The following is a 16318-nucleotide window of genomic DNA, read 5'->3' as shown; positions in this document are numbered from 1 at the left end:
ATGCACATCCGCACCACGTTTCCGTATGACACCACCCATGAGGACGTCTACATCCCGCTGCCGGACGGCACCCGGCTCTACGCCCGGATCTGGCGGCCGGTCACCGACGAACCCGTCCCCGCGCTCCTCGAATATCTGCCGTACCGGCTGAGCGACTGGACGGCGCCACGCGACTGGCAGCGCCACCCCTGGTACGCGGGCCATGGCTACGCCTCCGTCCGGGTCGACGTACGCGGACACGGCAACAGCGAGGGGATGCCGGGCGACGAGTACGACGCGACGGAGCTGGCCGACGGGGTCGCCGTCATCCACTGGCTGGCCGAGCAGGAATGGTGCTCCGGCCGGGTCGGCATGTTCGGCATCTCCTGGGGCGGCTTCAACTCGCTCCAGATCGCGGCGCTGGCCCCCGAGCCGCTGAAGGCCGTCGTCACCGTCTGCTCGACCGACGACCGCTACGACAACGACGTCCACTACATGGGCGGCTCGGTCCTCGCCGTCGACATGCACGCCTGGGCGGCCACCATGCTGGCCTTCGTCGCCCGGCCGCCGGATCCGGCACAGGTCGGCGAGGGCTGGAAGGACATGTGGCTGAATCGGCTGGAAAAGGTCGAACCATTCATCCACACCTGGCTGGCGCACCAGACCCGCGACGACTACTGGAAGCACGGCAGCGTCTGCGAGGACTACTCCGCGATCACAGCGAACGTCCTCGCGGTGGGCGGCTGGCACGACCCGTACCGCGACACCGTCCTGCGGCTCGTCGAACACCTCCGCCCGGACAAGGTCCGCGGGCTGATCGGGCCCTGGTCGCACCAGTACCCCGACCGGGGTCTGCCGCCCGGTCCGGCGATCGGCTTCCTCCAGGAGACGCTGCGCTGGTGGGACCAGCACCTGAAGGACAAGGACACCGGCATCATGGCCGAGCCCCTGCTGCGGTCCTGGATCAGCGAGTCCCACCGGCCCGCCACGGTGTACGAGACGCTGCCCGGCCGCTGGGTCGGTGAGACCGGCTGGCCCTCGGAGAACATCGCGCCGGTCGCGTACGCCCTCCAGGGCGGTCCGCAGATCGTCGACTCGCCCCAGCAGACCGGTCTGGACGCCGGGCGCTTCTTCCCGTTCGGCAACGACGCCGACCTGCCGCCCGACCAGCGCGACGAGGACGCCAAGTCGGTCTGCTTCGAGTTTCCGGTCGAGGAAGCCCCGATCGAGATCCTGGGCCGCCCCCGGGTGAAGCTGCGCATCCGGATGGACGTGCCGCGCGGCCAGGCGATCGCCCGGCTCTGCGACATCGCACCGGACGGCTCCTCCACCCTGGTGACCCGCGGCGCGCTCAACCTCTCCGCACGGCACGGCCGCGACCGTGCGGACGACTGGCCGGTGGGCGGGACCGAGGACGTGACCTTCGACCTGAACGGCATCGGGCACACCTTCCCGCCCGGCCACCGGATCAGGCTCGCGGTCTCCTCCTCGTACTGGCCGTGGATCTGGCCGCAGGCCGGGTCGGTCGGCTTCACCCTGGACGCCGACGGCAGCTTCGTCGAACTGCCTGTGCGCCGGCACACCGAGGACCCCGCGATCCGGTTCGAGGAACCGGAGCAGTCGGAGCCGCTCGGTGTCGTCCACCCGGTGACACTCGACGGACAGCGCCCCGAGCGCCTGGTGGTCCGCGATGTCGCCAAGGGCGAATGGCGGCTGGAGGTCGACCCGCGCTACGGCGGCACCCGCGTCTACCCGGACGGCCTGGAATTCACCGAGGACGCCATGGAGACGTACACGATCCAGGAGAACGAACCGCTCTCCGCACGCACCCGCTCCGACTGGTCGATCCGGCTGCACCGGCCGGAGATGGCGTGGGACGTACGGATCGAGACCCGGTCCGAAATCAGTGTGGACGAAACCGACTTCATCACGTCCGACGAGGTGCTGTGCAAGGACGGCGGCGAGGTCGTCTTCCACCGGACCTGGGAGAAGCGGATCCCGCGCACGGCCGGGTGAACCCACCGCCGTGCCCCCGCACAGCAGGGGGCACGGTGGAACTTTCCGGGCATCAGGAGCAGTTGGGACACTCCCGCGGGGTAGCAACACCGACGTAACGTGTCCCCCAAGCGACCTGGAAAGCGAGGCAGCAACACATGCCCGAGCAGAGCAGCCCGCTCGATCTGGCCGAGGGCGACCCCTTCGGTCCGCACAACCTTCCGTACGGTGTGTTCTCCACCCCCGACCACCCCGAGGACCGCCGGGTCGGCGTCCGCATCGGCAGCCACGTACTGGACGCCGGAGCGGCGGCACACGCCCTCGGATCGCCCTACGCGCAGCTTCTCGCCCAGCCGGACCTGACCGCGCTGCTGGCCGCCGGCCGCACCGCCTGGCGGGACGTCCGACGGGCGCTGACCGCATGGGTGACGGTCCCGGCACACCGCGCGGACATCGAACCGCTGCTGCACCCGGTCGAGTCCGTGACGCTCCATCTGCCGTACGAGGTCGCGGACTACGTCGACTTCTACGCGAGCGAGAACCACGCCACCAACGTCGGAAAGATCTTCCGGCCGAACGGTGACGCGCTGACGCCCAACTGGAAGCACCTCCCGATCGGCTACCACGGCAGGTCCGGCACCGTCGTCGTCTCCGGCACGGACGTGGTGCGCCCGTCCGGACAGCGCAAGGCGCCCGCCGATGCGGCCCCCGTCTTCGGTCCTTCCATCAAGCTCGACATCGAGGCCGAGGTCGGCTTCGTCGTCGGAGTGGGCTCCGAGCAGGGCCGCCCGGTCCCGCTCGGCGACTTCCGCGACCATGTCTTCGGACTCTGCCTGCTCAACGACTGGTCGGCACGGGACATCCAGGCCTGGGAGTACGTCCCGCTCGGCCCGTTCCTCGGCAAGTCCTTCGCCACGTCCGTATCCGCCTGGGTGACGCCGCTGGAAGCCCTGGAGGCAGCCCGGATCGCACCCCCGGCCCGCGACTTCCCGCTGCTCCCCTACCTGGAGGACGCGGCCGAGGAGGAGGCCGGCGGCCTCGACCTGCGGATCTCCGTCACGATCAACGGACAACTGGTCGCCGAGCCGCCGTTCGCCACCATGTACTGGACGGCGGCCCAGATGCTGGCCCAGATGACGGTGAACGGCGCGTCGCTGCGCACCGGTGATCTGTACGGCTCCGGCACGGTCAGCGGCGCCGAGCCCGGACAGCGCGGCTCGCTCCTGGAACTGACCTGGAACGGCCGCGACCCGCTGGACCTCCCGGACGGCAAGCGGACGTTCCTGGAGGACGGCGACACGGTGACGATGACGGCCTGGGCACCGGGCCCGGACGGCACGCGGGTCGGCCTCGGTGAGGTCACGGGACGGATCGTGCCCTCGTCGTGAACCCTGCTCTCCCGGAGCCCACGCTCCCCGAGGAACTGCTCCTGCTCGCCCTGGATCCGCGGCGCGGCAAGCCGTACTGCCGAAACCGTTTCCTGGAGTACGGGGTGGCGGGCGCGGTCCTCGCGGAGCTGGAGCTCCACGGCCGGATCGCCGAACAGCTCGGCCGGATACGGGTGATCAGCCCGCAGGCTCCCCAGGACCCGCTCCTCGCGCAGGTCCTGGGGAGCCTGCCGGCCCCGGACCAAGGCGGGCTCGCGGGCGGCGTCGGCGCGAAGCCGTGGATCCGGCGGACCGGCCGGTACGTCGAGGAGCTGTGCCTGGAGCATCTGGTGGGCCGCGCGGTTCTGCGCAGGGAGACCCACCGGCTCCTCGGTCTGCTCCCCTACCACCGTCACCCGGCGGCGGACCCGGCCCTCCCGGCCGCGGTCCGGGAACGCTTCGCGGCCGCCGAGGCAGCCGGCTTCCCGGACCGGCGCAGCCGCACCCTGGCCGCGCTGGTCTCGGCCACCGGCCTGTCGGGCGCGGTGGCACAGGGCGGCTGGAGAAGCCGTTCGACGATGCGCGACCTGGTGCGCGACGAGTGGACCGCGTACGCGGTGCACCAGAACGTACGCCAGGACAAGGCCAACCGGAGCGGCGGAGGCGCGGGAGGCGGCGGAGGCGGGGACGACTGACCCGGGCGGCATGACCGGGTCGGCGACCGACCGGTGTCCGGCTGACCAGGGCAGACACCGGCCGGGGCGCGGGCGCCCGGCGGTCAGCGGTCAGCGGTGCGCAGGGTGTTCACACGTTCGGGGGAGCCATATCCCATTCCCGGCAGATACGCTGGAAAGTCCCGCCAGACTCTGCGTCATGGGAGCACTGATGAGCGTCGAACCCGAGGCCTCGGAGCCGCGGTGGGCGGTTCCGCCCGTGGGCGGCTGGACCGCCGATGACCTGGACACACTCCCGAATCTGCCTCCGCACACGGAGCTGATCGACGGGAGCCTTGTTTTCGTGAGTCCGCAGACCCTGTTCCATTCACGGGCGGTCAGCTTCTTCGAATGGCAGTTGCAGTCGCTGGTGCCACATGATCTGGAAGTCGTGCGTGAGTTCACCATCGACATCGACCGCTACAACCGGCCCGAACCCGATGTGATCGTCGTGGACGGCGAGATCATCCAGGACCCGAACCAGACTCGCTTTCCCGCCGAGTCCGTACGGCTGGCGATCCAGGTCGTCTCCCCGGAGTCCCTGACCCGGGACCGGGAGACCAAGCCCGTGAAGTACGCGCGGGCCCGGATCCCGCACTACTGGCGGGTGGAGAACCACGACGGCAGGGCGGTGGTCTATGTCTTCGAACTGGAGCCGTCGACCGGGGCCTACACCTCCACCGGCATCTTCCACGACCGGATGAAGGTCTCCGTCCCCTTCCCGGTCGATCTGGACCTCACCGCCATCACTGCGCGCCGCCGGGCAGCGGCCCCGGAGTAGCTCCGGCGCCGCCACCGATCCCCGCACTCACTCGTACTCGGGCGGTTCCTCGTCCCAGCCGAACTCCGGATCGGCGTCAAGAGCCGCCGACGCGCCCCGGCCCGGAGCCGCGGACTCCGTCGGGGCCGGTGCGGCGGGGGCCACCGCAGGGCCGGACTCCGGGCCCGCCGCGACATCTCCGAACGACGCGAGCACCTCCAGCACCCCCTCCCCGTACGTCGCCAGCTTCTTCTCGCCCAGGCCGCTGATGCCGCCCAGCGCGGACACCGAGTCCGGCCGCACCGTGGCGATCTCGCGCAGCGTCGCGTCGTGGAAGATGACGTACGCCGGGACGCCCTGTTCCTTCGCCCGGACGCCGCGCCACGCCCGTAGCGCTTCGAAGACCGGGACGGCCTCGGGCACCAGCTCGGCGGCGGCCGCCTGGGGCTTCGCCTTGCGTTCGCCCTTCGTGGAGCGCGACGCCGGCTTCGGCGCCTCCTTGCGCAGCAGCACCTCGCGCTCCCGGCCGAGCACCGAGCCGCTCTCCTCGGTCAGCACCAGCGTGCCGTACTCGCCCTCGACCGCGATCAGCCCCTGGGCGAGCAACTGCCGTACGACTCCGCGCCATTCGGCCTCGGCCAGCTCCTCTCCGATGCCGAAGACCGAGAGCTGGTCGTGGTCGAACTGGATGACCTTCGCCGTCTTGCGGCCGAGCAGGATGTCGATGATCTGGCCCGCACCGAACTTCTGCCCTCGCTCCCGCTTCAGCCGCACGACGGTCGACAGCAGCTTCTGCGCGACCACCGTGCCGTCCCAGGTCTCGGGCGGGGTGAGGCAGGTGTCGCAGTTGCCGCAGGCCGCCGCGGTGGGCTCCTGGCCGAAGTACGTCAGGAGCTGGGCGCGGCGGCACTGGACCGTCTCGCACAGGGCCAGCATCGAATCGAGGTGGGAGGCCGCGCGGCGGCGGAACGCCTCGTCGCCCTCACCGCCCTGGATGAGCTTGCGCTGCTGGACCACGTCCTGGAGTCCGTACGCCATCCAGGCCGTGGACGGCAGCCCGTCACGCCCGGCGCGGCCGGTCTCCTGGTAGTAGCCCTCGACCGATTTCGGCAGGTCCAGGTGGGCGACGAAGCGTACGTCCGGCTTGTCGATGCCCATGCCGAAGGCGATGGTCGCGACGACGACCAGGCCCTCCTCGCGCAGGAAGCGGGACTGGTGGACGGCGCGCGTGCCCGCGTCCAGACCGGCGTGGTACGGGACGGCCTCGATGCCGTTGCGGCAGAGATACTCGGCGGTCTTCTCGGTCGAGTTGCGCGACAGGCAGTAGACGATGCCCGCGTCCCCGGCGTGCTCCTCCTTGAGGAAGGAGAGCAGCTGTTTCTTCGGGTCGGCCTTCGGCACGATCCGGTACTGGATGTTGGGCCGGTCGAAGCTGGCGACGAAGTGCTTCGCGTCGGGCATGCCCAGGCGCTGCGTGATCTCCTGGTGCGTGGCGTTGGTCGCGGTGGCCGTCAGGGCGATGCGCGGTACGTCGGGCCAGCGCTCACCGAGGACGGAGAGGGCCAGATAGTCCGGGCGGAAGTCGTGGCCCCACTGGGCCACGCAGTGCGCCTCGTCGATCGCGAAGACGGAGATCTCGCCGCGCGAGAGCAGACTGAGCGTGGTGTCCAGGCGGAGCCGCTCCGGGGCCAGGTAGAGCACGTCGAGCTCGCCGGCGACGAACTGGGCCTCCATCGAGCGGCGCTCGTCGAAATCCTGCGTGGAGTTGATGAAGCCGGCCCGCACGCCGAGCGCCCGCAGCGCGTCCACCTGGTCCTGCATCAGTGCGATCAGGGGTGAGATGACGATGCCTGTACCGGCTCTGACCAGGGCCGGGATCTGGTAGCAGAGGGACTTTCCGCCACCGGTCGGCATGAGCACGACGGCGTCCCCGCCCGCCACCACATGGTCGACGATCGCTTCCTGCTCGCCGCGGAACGCCTCGTACCCGAACACCCGGTGCAGCGTCTGCCGCGCGTCGCTCTCGGTCACATCCATGGTCCCGCCCGTCGCGCTCATTGCCCTGTCCCCCGAAGTCGTGCCGTTCTGTCCTGCCGCCGTCCCCTGCCACGATAGGCGCCGCCTACGACAACGCCGGACGGGCTTGACTTCTCGGGCCCGTCCGGCGTTGTTCCAGCTGGTGTGCGTGTGCGCTACCTCACGAACACTCCCGCCTGGCTCGCCAGGTCCAGGAAGTACTGCGGGGCCAGGCCCAGCACCAGCGTGACCGCGACCCCGACCCCGATCGTCGTCATCGTCAGCGGGGACGGGACGGCGACCGTCGGGCCGTCCGTCTTCGGCTCGCTGAAGAACATCAGCACGATGACCCGGATGTAGAAGAACGCGGCGATCGCCGACGAGATCACACCGACCACGACCAGGCCGCCCGCGCCCCCGTCCGCCGCGGCCTTGAAGACGGCGAACTTTCCGGAGAACCCTGAGGTGAGCGGGATACCGGCGAAGGCCAGCAGGAACACCGCGAAGACCGCGGCGACCAGCGGCGAGCGCCGGCCGAGCCCGGCCCACTTCGACAGATGCGTCGCCTCGCCGCCCGCGTCGCGCACCAGGGTGACGACGGCGAACGCGCCGACCGTCACGAAGGAGTACGCGCCCAGGTAGAAGAGGACCGACGAGATGCCGTCCGGGGTGGTCGCGATGACACCGGCGAGGATGAAGCCGGCGTGCGCGATCGAGGAGTAGGCGAGCAGCCGCTTGATGTCGGTCTGGGTGATGGCGACGATCGCACCGCCCAGCATCGTGACGATCGCGACGGCCCACATGACCGGGCGCCAGTCCCAGGCGAGGCCCGGCAGCACCACGTACAGCAGACGCAGCAGCGCACCGAACGCGGCGACCTTGGTGGCCGCGGCCATGAAGCCGGTGACCGGGGTCGGGGCACCCTGGTAGACGTCCGGGGTCCACATGTGGAACGGGACGGCGCCGACCTTGAAGAGCAGACCGGTCAGGATCATGGCCCCGCCGATCAGGAGCAGCGCGTCGTTGCCCATGGTGTCGGCGAGCGCCGGGTCGATCTGTGTGACGGAGCCGTCGACCACGTTCGCGATGGTGGCGTAGGAGACGGAGCCCGCGTACCCGTACAGCAGGGCGATCCCGAAGAGCAGGAACGCCGACGAGAAGGCGCCGAGAAGGAAGTACTTCACCGCGGCCTCCTGCGACATCAGCCGCTTGCGACGGGCGACGGCGCACAGGAGGTAGAGCGGGAGGGAGAAGACCTCCAGGGCCACGAAGAGCGTCAGCAGATCGTTGGCCGCCGGGAAGACCAGCATGCCGGCCACCGAGAAGAGGACCAGCGGGAAGACCTCGGTGGTGGTGAATCCGGCCCTGACCGCGGCCTTCTCGCTGTCGCTGCCGGGGACCGACGCCGCCTGTGCGGCGAACGAGTCCACGTGGTTGCCGTGCGCGGCGGGGTCGAGCCGCCGCTCGGCGAAGGTGAAGACGGCGACCAGTGAGGTCAGCAGGATGGTGCCCTGCAGGAAGAGCGTCGGCCCGTCGATCGCGATGGCGCCCATCGCGGCGATGTGCGCCTTCGTCGTGCCGTACCCCCCGGCCGCCAGGCCGATGACCGCGGCGAACGCGGCGGCGAGGGCGACGACCGTCAGGAAGACCTGCGTGTAGTAGCGGGCCCGGCGCGGCACGAAGGCCTCGACGAGTACGCCCACGACGGCGACACCGATCACAATGAGGACCGGGGTCAGCTGGGCGTACTCGATGACCGGTGCCTTGAACTTCTCGACCGGGGCGGCCGATGTCACCCCGCCCGCCATTGTCCACAGGCTGTGGACAGCTGTTGCGCTCACTTGGCGGCCTCCACCTCAGGCTGGGGGTCCTTCTTCTGGACGTCCGACATGGTGTGCTGCACCGCCGGGTTGACGATCTCCGTCAGCGGCTTCGGATAGACACCCAGGAAGAGCAGCAGCGCGATCAGCGGGAGGACCACCGCCAGCTCCCGGACCTTGAGGTCCGCCATGCCCTGGACTTCGGCCTTCACCGGTCCGGTCATCGTCCGCTGGTAGAGGACGAGGACGTACAGCGCGGCGAGCACGATGCCGGTCGTGGCGATGATGCCCGCCGCCGGATACGCGCTGAACGTGCCGACAAGGACCAGGAACTCACTGACGAACGGGGCGAGCCCGGGCAGCGACAGGGTGGCCAGACCTCCGATCAGGAAGGTGCCGGCCAGGACCGGCGCCACCTTCTGCACCCCGCCGTAGTCGGCGATGAGCCGCGAACCGCGCCGGGTGATCAGGAAGCCCGCCACCAGCATCAGCGCGGCGGTCGAGATCCCGTGGTTGACCATGTAGAGCGTGGCGCCCGACTGGCCCTGGCTGGTCATCGCGAAGATGCCCAGGATGATGAAGCCGAAGTGCGAGATCGACGCGTAGGCGATCAGCCGCTTGATGTCGCGCTGGCCGACGGCGAGCAGCGCCCCGTACACGATGCTGATCAGCGCCAGGACGACGATCACCGGCGTCGCCCACTTGCTGGCCTCCGGGAAGAGCTGGAGGCAGAAGCGGAGCATCGCGAAGGTGCCGACCTTGTCGACGACCGCGGTGATCAGGACGGCGACCGGGGAGGTCGCCTCGCCCATCGCGTTGGGCAGCCAGGTGTGCAGCGGCCACAGCGGGGCCTTCACCGCGAAGGCGAAGAAGAACCCGAGGAAGAGCCAGCGTTCCGTGCTGGTCGCCATGGAGAGCGAGCCGTTCGCGCGGGCCTCGGCGATCTCGGAGAGCGAGAACGTCCCCGCGACGACGTAGAGCCCGATCACGGCGGCCAGCATGATGAGCCCGCCGACCAGGTTGTAGAGCAGGAACTTGACCGCGGCATAGGAGCGTTGCGCCGCCGCGTTCTCGTCGCTGCCGGTGTGCGCCCGGTCCCCGAAGCCGCCGATGAGGAAGTACATCGGGATGAGCATGGCTTCGAAGAGGATGTAGAAGAGGAAGACGTCGGTGGCCTCGAAGGAGAGGATCACCATGGCTTCGACCATCAGGATCAGGGCGAAGAAGCCCTGAGTCGGCCGCCAGCGCGAGGACGTGGTCTCCAGGGGGTCGGCGTCGTGCCAGCCGGCCAGGATGACGAAGGGGATCAACAGGGCGGTGAGCGCCATGAGCGCCAGCCCGATGCCGTCCACGCCCAGTTCGTACCGGACGCCGAAGTCCTTGATCCAGGCGTGTGATTCGGTGAGCTGGTAGCGGGCGCCGCCGGGCTCGAAGCGGACGAGCGCGATGCCCGCCAGTACGAGCGTGGCCAGCGAGAAGAGCAGCGCCAGCCATTTGGCGGTGGTGCGCCGGGCGGCCGGGACGGCGGCGGTGGCGATCGCGCCGATCGCCGGAAGCGCCGCCGTCGCTGTCAGGAGGGGAAAGGACATGGGATCAGACCGCCCTCATCAGCAGGGTCGCGGCGATGACGACCGCCGTACCGCCGAACATCGAGACCGCGTAGGAGCGGGCGTAGCCGTTCTGCAGTTTGCGCAGCCGGCCGGAGAGCCCGCCCATCGAGGCGGCCGTGCCATTGACGACGCCGTCGACCAGGGTGTGGTCGACGTAGACCAGGGAGCGGGTGAGGTGCTCGCCGCCGCGGACCAGGACCACATGGTTGAAGTCGTCCTGGAGGAGATCGCGGCGGGCGGCCCGGGTGAGCAGCGAGCCGCGCGGGGCGACGACCGGTACCGGGCCTCGTCCGTACATCGCCCAGGCGATGGCGACGCCGACGACGAGCACCACCATGGTGGCCGCTGTGACGGTCGCGGCGCTGACCGGGGCGTGTCCGTGGCTGTGTCCGGTGACCGGCTCCAGCCAGTTCAGGAAGCGGTCGCCGATGGAGAAGAGACCTCCGGCGAAGACCGACCCGAACGCCAGAATGATCATGGGGATGGTCATCGACTTCGGGGACTCGTGCGGATGCGGCTCGCGCCCCTCCGCGTCGGGCTGCCAGCGCTTCTCGCCGAAGAACGTCAGCAGCATCACGCGCGTCATGTAGAACGCGGTGATCGCGGCGCCCAGCAGGGCGACCGAGCCGAGGATCCAGCCCTCGGTGCCGCCCTTCGCGAAGGCCGCCTCGATGATCTTGTCCTTGGAGAAGAAGCCGGACAGACCGGGGAAGCCGATGATCGCCAGATAGCCGAGGCCGAAGGTGATGAAGGTGACCGGCATGTACTTCCTGAGGCCGCCGAACTTCCGCATGTCGACCTCGTCGTTCATGCCGTGCATGACCGAACCGGCGCCGAGGAAGAGCCCGGCCTTGAAGAAGCCGTGCGTCACCAGGTGCATGATCGCGAAGACGTAGCCGATCGGGCCGAGCCCGGCGGCCAGGATCATGTAGCCGATCTGCGACATCGTCGACCCGGCGAGGGCCTTCTTGATGTCGTCCTTCGCACAACCGACGATCGCACCGAAGAGCAGCGTGACCGCACCGACGACCACGACGGCCAGCTGTGCGTCCGGCGCGGCGTTGAAGATCGCGCCGGACCGGACGATGAGGTAGACACCCGCGGTCACCATGGTCGCGGCGTGGATGAGGGCCGAGACCGGGGTCGGGCCCTCCATCGCGTCACCGAGCCAGGACTGCAGGGGCACCTGGGCCGACTTGCCGCAGGCCGCGAGCAGCAGCATCAGGCCGATCGCCGTCAGCTTGCCCTCGCTCGTCTGACCGGTCGCCCCCAGTACGGGACCGAAGGCGAAGGTGCCGAATGTGGTGAACATCAGCATGATCGCGATCGACAGGCCCATGTCGCCGACCCGGTTGACCAGGAATGCCTTCTTGGCGGCCGTCGCCGCGCTGGGCTTGTGCTGCCAGAAGCCGATCAGCAGGTACGACGCCAGGCCGACGCCCTCCCACCCGACGTACAGCAGCAGGTAGTTGTCGGCGATGACCAGGATCAGCATCGCCGCGAGGAACAGGTTCAGATAGCCGAAGAAGCGGCGCCGGCGCTCGTCGTGCGCCATGTAGCCGATCGAGTAGATGTGGATCAGCGTGCCCACACCGGTGATCAGCAGCACGAACGTCATCGACAACTGGTCGAGCTGGAAGGCCACATCGGCCCGGAAGCCCTCGACCGGAATCCAGCTGAACAGCTTCTGGTGCAGCGCCCGGTCCTCCGCGCCCTTCCCCAGCATGTCGAGGAAGAGCACGACACCGATGACGAACGACACGGCGGCGAGCAGGGTTCCGACCCAGTGTCCGGCGCGGTCCAGCCGTCGGCCGCCGCAGAGCAGGACCGCGGCTCCGAGCAGAGGCGCCGCGACGAGCAGCGCAATCAGGTTCTCCACGATTCAACGTCCCCTTACAGCTTCATCAGGCTGGCGTCGTCGACCGAGGCCGAGTGGCGGGAACGGAACACCGACACGATGATCGCGAGCCCGACCACGACCTCGGCGGCGGCGACGACCATCGTGAAGAAGGCGATGATCTGCCCGTCGAGATTGCCGTGCATCCGGGAGAAGGTCACGAACGCGAGATTGCAGGCGTTGAGCATCAGCTCCACGCACATGAACACCACGATCGCGTTCCGTCGGATCAGCACCCCGGCCGCACCGATGGTGAACAACAGGGCGGCGAGATAGAGGTAGTTGACCGGATTCACTTGGCGACCCCCTCGTCTTCGTTGTCACGGCCGAGCCGCTCCTCGGAGCGCTGCTCCAGCGCCTTGAGCTGGTCCAGCGACTCCTTCGACACATCGCGGATCTGCCCGCGATTGCGCAGCGTCTGCATGACGGTGAGCCCGGACGGTGTGCCGTCCGGGAGCAGACCCGGGATGTCCACGGCGTTGTGCCGGGCGTAGACACCGGGGGCGGGCAGCGGCGGCAGCTGCTTGCCGCGTACGCGCTCCTCGGACATCTCCCGCTGGGTCTTGGCCCGTTCGGTGCGCTCCCGGTGGGTGAGCACCATCGCGCCGACCGTCGCCGTGATCAGCAGGGCGCCGGTGATCTCGAAGGCGAAGACGTACTTGGTGAAGATGAGGCTGGCCAGCCCCTCGACGTTTCCGCCGTGCTCGGCGTTGGCGGTGCCGAGCCCGTTGAAGCTGTGCAGCGAGGCGTTGCCGATGCCCGCGATGAGCAGGATGCCGAAGCCGATCCCGCAGCCCGCTGCCAGCCAGCGCTGCCCCTTGAGGGTCTCTTTCAGCGAGTCGGCCGCCGTGACTCCGACGAGCATGACCACGAAGAGGAACAGCATCATGATCGCGCCGGTGTAGACGACGATCTGGACGACACCCAGGAAGTAGGCACCGTTGGCGAGGTAGAACACCGCCAGGACGATCATGGTCCCGGCGAGGCTCAGAGCACTGTGCACGGCCTTTTTCATCAGCACGGTGGACAGCGCGCCGATCACGGCGACAGTGCCGAGCACCCAGAACTGGAAGGCCTCACCGGTCGAGGTCTGGGAGGCCGCTGCGGCCAGGCCGGTCATGCGTCCACCTCCTGCGCAGTGCCGCATCCGTGCCCGTTGTCCTGCTTGGACTCGCCCTTGGAGACCGCGGCCTGGCGCTCCGTACCGGGCGCAGCCTCGGTGACCAGCCCCCGGTAGTAGTCCTGTTCGTCCATCCCGGGGTAGATCGCGTGCGGAGTGTCGACCATGCCCTCCTCCAGGCCCGCGAGCAGCTCGTCCTTGGTGTAGATGAGGCTCTCGCGGGTGGTGTTGGCGAGCTCGAACTCATTGGTCATCGTCAGCGCCCGGGTCGGGCACGCCTCGATGCACAGTCCGCAGAGAATGCAGCGCGCGTAGTTGATCTGATAGACGCGGCCGTAGCGCTCACCCGGGGAGTAGCGCTCCTCGTCGGTGTTGTCCGCGCCCTCCACATAGATCGCGTCCGCCGGACATGCCCAGGCGCACAGCTCGCAGCCGACGCACTTCTCCAGACCGTCCGGGTGACGGTTGAGCTGATGCCGGCCGTGGAAGCGCGGCGCCGTCACCTTCTGCGTTTCCGGATACTGCTCGGTCAGCCGCTTCTTGAACATGGCCTTGAAGGTCACGCCGAAGCCGGCGACAGGGTTCTGGAACTTCTCTCCCGAGGACTCTGATGACTCAGACACCGTCAGCCTCCTTTCCGTCACTCGAATTTCCGTCACTCTCAGTGTCCGACCCGCCACTGACAACGAGCTCCCGCTCGCTGCGCGGCCTGCGGCGCGGCACCGGCGGCAGGGTCTGTCCGGGCAGCGGCGGCACCGGGAATCCGCCCGCCATCGGGTCGAACGCCGGCTTCGGTCCCGCGTCCGCCTCGGCGGCGCGGCCCTTCTTGTCGCGGAAGATGTCGGCGACGAAGGAGATCAGCAGGATCGCGATCACTGCCCCGGCCACGTACAGCACGATCTTCGAGAAGTCGTACCCCTCGTTGCGCAGCGCCCGCACCGTCGCGACCAGCATCAGCCAGACCACGGAGACCGGGATCAGGACCTTCCAGCCGAGCTTCATCAGCTGGTCGTAGCGGACCCGGGGCAGCGTGCCGCGCAGCCAGATGAAGAAGAACAGCAGCAGCTGGACCTTGATGACGAACCAGAGCATCGGCCACCAGCCGTGGTTCGCGCCCTCCCAGAAGGTGCTGATCGGCCACGGGGCCCGCCAGCCGCCCAGGAACAGAGTCGTGGAGACCGCGGAGACGGTGACCATGTTGACGTACTCGGCGAGCATGAACATCGCGAACTTGATCGATGAGTACTCGGTGTTGAAGCCGCCGACCAGGTCGCCCTCGGACTCAGGCATGTCGAACGGGGCCCGGTTGGTCTCACCGACCATCGTGACGATGTAGATGATGAAGGAGACCGGCAGCAGGATGATGAACCAGCGGTCCTGTTGCGCCTCCACGATCTTCGAGGTCGACATCGACCCGGAGTAGAGGAAGACCGAGGCGAACGCGGCGCCCATCGCGATCTCGTAACTGATCATCTGCGCGCACGAGCGCAGACCGCCCAGGAGCGGGTACGTCGATCCGGACGACCAGCCCGCCAGCACGATGCCGTAGATCCCGACCGAGGCGACCGCGAGGACGTAGAGCATCGCGATCGGCAGGTCGGTGAGCTGCATCGCCGTACGGTGCCCGAAGATCGAGACCTCGTCGGACGGGCCGAACGGGATCACCGCGATCGCCATGAACGCGGGGATGGCGGCGACGATCGGCGCGAGCACGTACACGACCTTGTCGGCGCGCTTGACGACGACGTCTTCCTTCAGCATCAGCTTGATGCCGTCGGCGAGCGACTGGAGCATGCCCCAGGGGCCGTGCCGGTTGGGGCCGATGCGCAGCTGCATCCAGGCGACGACCTTGCGCTCCCACACGATGGAGAACAGCACGGTCACCATCAGGAACGCGAAGCAGAACACCGCCTTGATGACGACGAGCCACCACGGGTCGGTGCCGAACATCGACAGATCCTCGGCGGCGAGTACGGCACTGTGCGGTGCCGCGGCCAGTTGAGCGAAGGCAGTCACGCCCCCACCTCCGGTGTGACGTCGGGAGTGCCCGGTGCGGCGGGGCCGATCCGGACCAGACCGCCGGGCTGGGCGCCGGTGTCGGCCGGGACGCCCCGCCCGACGGAGTTCAGCGGCACCCAGACCACCCGGTCCGGCATGTCGGTGACCTTCAACGGGAGTTCGACGCTGCCCGCCGGCCCGGTGACGGCCAGCAGATCGCCGTCCTTCACGCCCGTCTCGGCCGCGGTGACGGCGGAGAGCCGGGCGACCGAGGCGTGCCGGGTGCCGGCCAGTGCGTCGTCGCCCTCCTGGAGCCGGCCCAGGTCGAGCAGCATCCGGTGGCCCGCGAGGACCGCCTCGCCGTCGCCGGGCCTGGGCAGCGGCTGCGCCGGCTCGTTCGGGTCGGTGGCGTGCTCACCGGTCCAGCCGCCGAGCCGGTCCAGCTCACGGCGTACGGACTTCAGATCCGGCAGCGCGAAGCGACCGACTTCATCAGCGCCTCCGGCGTGGGCCAGCGCGTCGGCCAGCATGTGCAGCACCCGCGCATCGGTCGGCGCGAGCGTCCGCGTCATCTGCTCGGGCTTCAGCGCCGCCTCGAACATCCGCGCCCTGCCCTCCCAGTTGAGGAAGGTGCCGGCCTTCTCGGCCACCGCGGCAACCGGGAAGACCACATCGGCCCGCTCGGTCACCTCGCTGGGCCGCAGCTCCAGCGAGACCAGGAAGCCGACCTGATCCAGAGCCTCCAGGGCCCGTGCCGGGTCCGGCAGGTCCACGGTCCCGACCCCGGCGACGACCAGCGCGCCCAGTTCGCCGGTGGCCGCGGCCTCCACGATCTGGCCGGTGTCGCGGCCGAAGCGGGACGGGAGCTCGGCGACGCCCCAGACGGCCGCCACCTCGTCCCTGGCCCTCGGGTCGGTCGCCGGACGGCCGCCGGGCAGCAGCGACGGGAGCGCGCCCGCCTCCACCGCACCGCGCTCGCCGGCCCGGCGCGGAATCCACACCAGCGTGGCCCCGGTCGCGGTGGCTGTCCGTGCCGCGGCCGT

At 69.3% G+C, this 16318-nt stretch carries 13 protein-coding genes; 4 read left to right on the top strand and 9 right to left on the bottom strand.

Annotated features, from left to right (window positions below):
• The 4 genes from GA0115254_RS22960 (at position 1) to GA0115254_RS22945 (ending at position 4835) form a co-directional block, all read left to right on the top strand.
• Positions 1 to 1995 (top strand): CocE/NonD family hydrolase, encoded by a 1995-nt coding sequence (locus GA0115254_RS22960; protein WP_093897181.1) that lies wholly within the window; start codon positions 1 to 3, stop codon positions 1993 to 1995.
• A 137-nt stretch (positions 1996 to 2132) separates the two neighbouring features.
• Positions 2133 to 3362: a fumarylacetoacetase gene (fahA, locus tag GA0115254_RS22955; RefSeq protein ID WP_093897180.1), complete on the top strand. Its 1230-nt coding sequence runs from the start codon at positions 2133 to 2135 to the stop codon at positions 3360 to 3362.
• Positions 3359 to 4036: a GOLPH3/VPS74 family protein gene (locus GA0115254_RS22950; protein WP_093897179.1), complete on the top strand. Its 678-nt coding sequence runs from the start codon at positions 3359 to 3361 to the stop codon at positions 4034 to 4036. Before fahA ends, GA0115254_RS22950 begins: the two co-directional genes overlap by 4 nt.
• 190 nt (positions 4037 to 4226) lie before the next feature.
• Complete coding sequence (locus tag GA0115254_RS22945; RefSeq protein WP_093897276.1) at positions 4227 to 4835, top strand: Uma2 family endonuclease; 609 nt, start codon at positions 4227 to 4229, stop codon at positions 4833 to 4835.
• A 27-nt stretch (positions 4836 to 4862) separates the two neighbouring features.
• Here GA0115254_RS22945 and recQ read toward each other — a convergent pair whose 3' ends face one another.
• From recQ to GA0115254_RS22900, 9 genes are all read right to left on the bottom strand, one after another.
• Positions 4863 to 6872 (bottom strand): DNA helicase RecQ, encoded by a 2010-nt coding sequence (gene recQ, locus GA0115254_RS22940; RefSeq protein ID WP_370740930.1) that lies wholly within the window; start codon positions 6870 to 6872, stop codon positions 4863 to 4865.
• 134 nt (positions 6873 to 7006) lie between these two features.
• Positions 7007 to 8671, bottom strand: coding sequence for an NADH-quinone oxidoreductase subunit NuoN (gene nuoN, locus GA0115254_RS22935; protein ID WP_093897177.1), 1665 nt, complete (start codon positions 8669 to 8671; stop codon positions 7007 to 7009).
• Entirely contained in the window at positions 8668 to 10239 is a 1572-nt protein-coding gene (locus GA0115254_RS22930) for an NADH-quinone oxidoreductase subunit M (RefSeq protein ID WP_093897176.1), read from the bottom strand. The genes nuoN and GA0115254_RS22930 overlap by 4 nt, the downstream gene beginning before the upstream one ends.
• Positions 10240 to 10243: 4 nt before the next feature.
• On the bottom strand, positions 10244 to 12139 hold the full coding sequence (gene nuoL / locus GA0115254_RS22925) for an NADH-quinone oxidoreductase subunit L (RefSeq protein ID WP_093897175.1): 1896 nt from the start codon (positions 12137 to 12139) through the stop codon (positions 10244 to 10246).
• Between the two features lie 14 nt (positions 12140 to 12153).
• Positions 12154 to 12453, bottom strand: a complete 300-nt coding sequence (nuoK, locus tag GA0115254_RS22920; RefSeq protein WP_093543641.1) for an NADH-quinone oxidoreductase subunit NuoK — start codon at positions 12451 to 12453, stop codon at positions 12154 to 12156.
• Complete coding sequence (locus tag GA0115254_RS22915) at positions 12450 to 13277, bottom strand: NADH-quinone oxidoreductase subunit J (protein WP_093897174.1); 828 nt, start codon at positions 13275 to 13277, stop codon at positions 12450 to 12452. The genes nuoK and GA0115254_RS22915 overlap by 4 nt, the downstream gene beginning before the upstream one ends.
• Positions 13274 to 13900 carry an NADH-quinone oxidoreductase subunit NuoI gene (nuoI, locus tag GA0115254_RS22910; RefSeq protein ID WP_093897173.1) on the bottom strand — a complete coding sequence of 209 codons (627 nt, stop codon included), beginning with the start codon at positions 13898 to 13900 and terminating at the stop codon, positions 13274 to 13276. The genes GA0115254_RS22915 and nuoI overlap by 4 nt, the downstream gene beginning before the upstream one ends.
• Entirely contained in the window at positions 13893 to 15293 is a 1401-nt protein-coding gene (gene nuoH, locus GA0115254_RS22905; protein ID WP_093897172.1) for an NADH-quinone oxidoreductase subunit NuoH, read from the bottom strand. Before nuoH ends, nuoI begins: the two co-directional genes overlap by 8 nt.
• The coding region (locus tag GA0115254_RS22900; RefSeq protein WP_176740256.1) for a molybdopterin-dependent oxidoreductase at positions 15290 to 16318 on the bottom strand (1029 nt) is incomplete at its 5' end. The genes nuoH and GA0115254_RS22900, both read right to left, overlap by 4 nt.

It is taken from the genome of Streptomyces sp. Ncost-T10-10d (assembly GCF_900091955.1).
Lineage (GTDB): Bacteria > Actinomycetota > Actinomycetes > Streptomycetales > Streptomycetaceae > Streptomyces.
This window is presented reverse-complemented; position numbering and strand designations above follow the sequence as displayed.

Excerpts from the sequence above, each read along its gene's own strand:
- GA0115254_RS22960 (WP_093897181.1), top strand. The coding sequence starts at position 1 with ATGCACATCCGCACCACGTTTCCGTATGACACCACCCATGAGGACGTC.
- fahA (WP_093897180.1), top strand. The coding sequence starts at position 2,133 with ATGCCCGAGCAGAGCAGCCCGCTCGATCTGGCCGAGGGCGACCCCTTC.
- GA0115254_RS22945 (WP_093897276.1), top strand. The coding sequence starts at position 4,227 with ATGAGCGTCGAACCCGAGGCCTCGGAGCCGCGGTGGGCGGTTCCGCCC.
- recQ (WP_370740930.1), bottom strand. The coding sequence starts at position 6,872 with ATGAGCGCGACGGGCGGGACCATGGATGTGACCGAGAGCGACGCGCGG.
- GA0115254_RS22930 (WP_093897176.1), bottom strand. The coding sequence starts at position 10,239 with ATGTCCTTTCCCCTCCTGACAGCGACGGCGGCGCTTCCGGCGATCGGC.
- GA0115254_RS22915 (WP_093897174.1), bottom strand. The coding sequence starts at position 13,277 with ATGACCGGCCTGGCCGCAGCGGCCTCCCAGACCTCGACCGGTGAGGCC.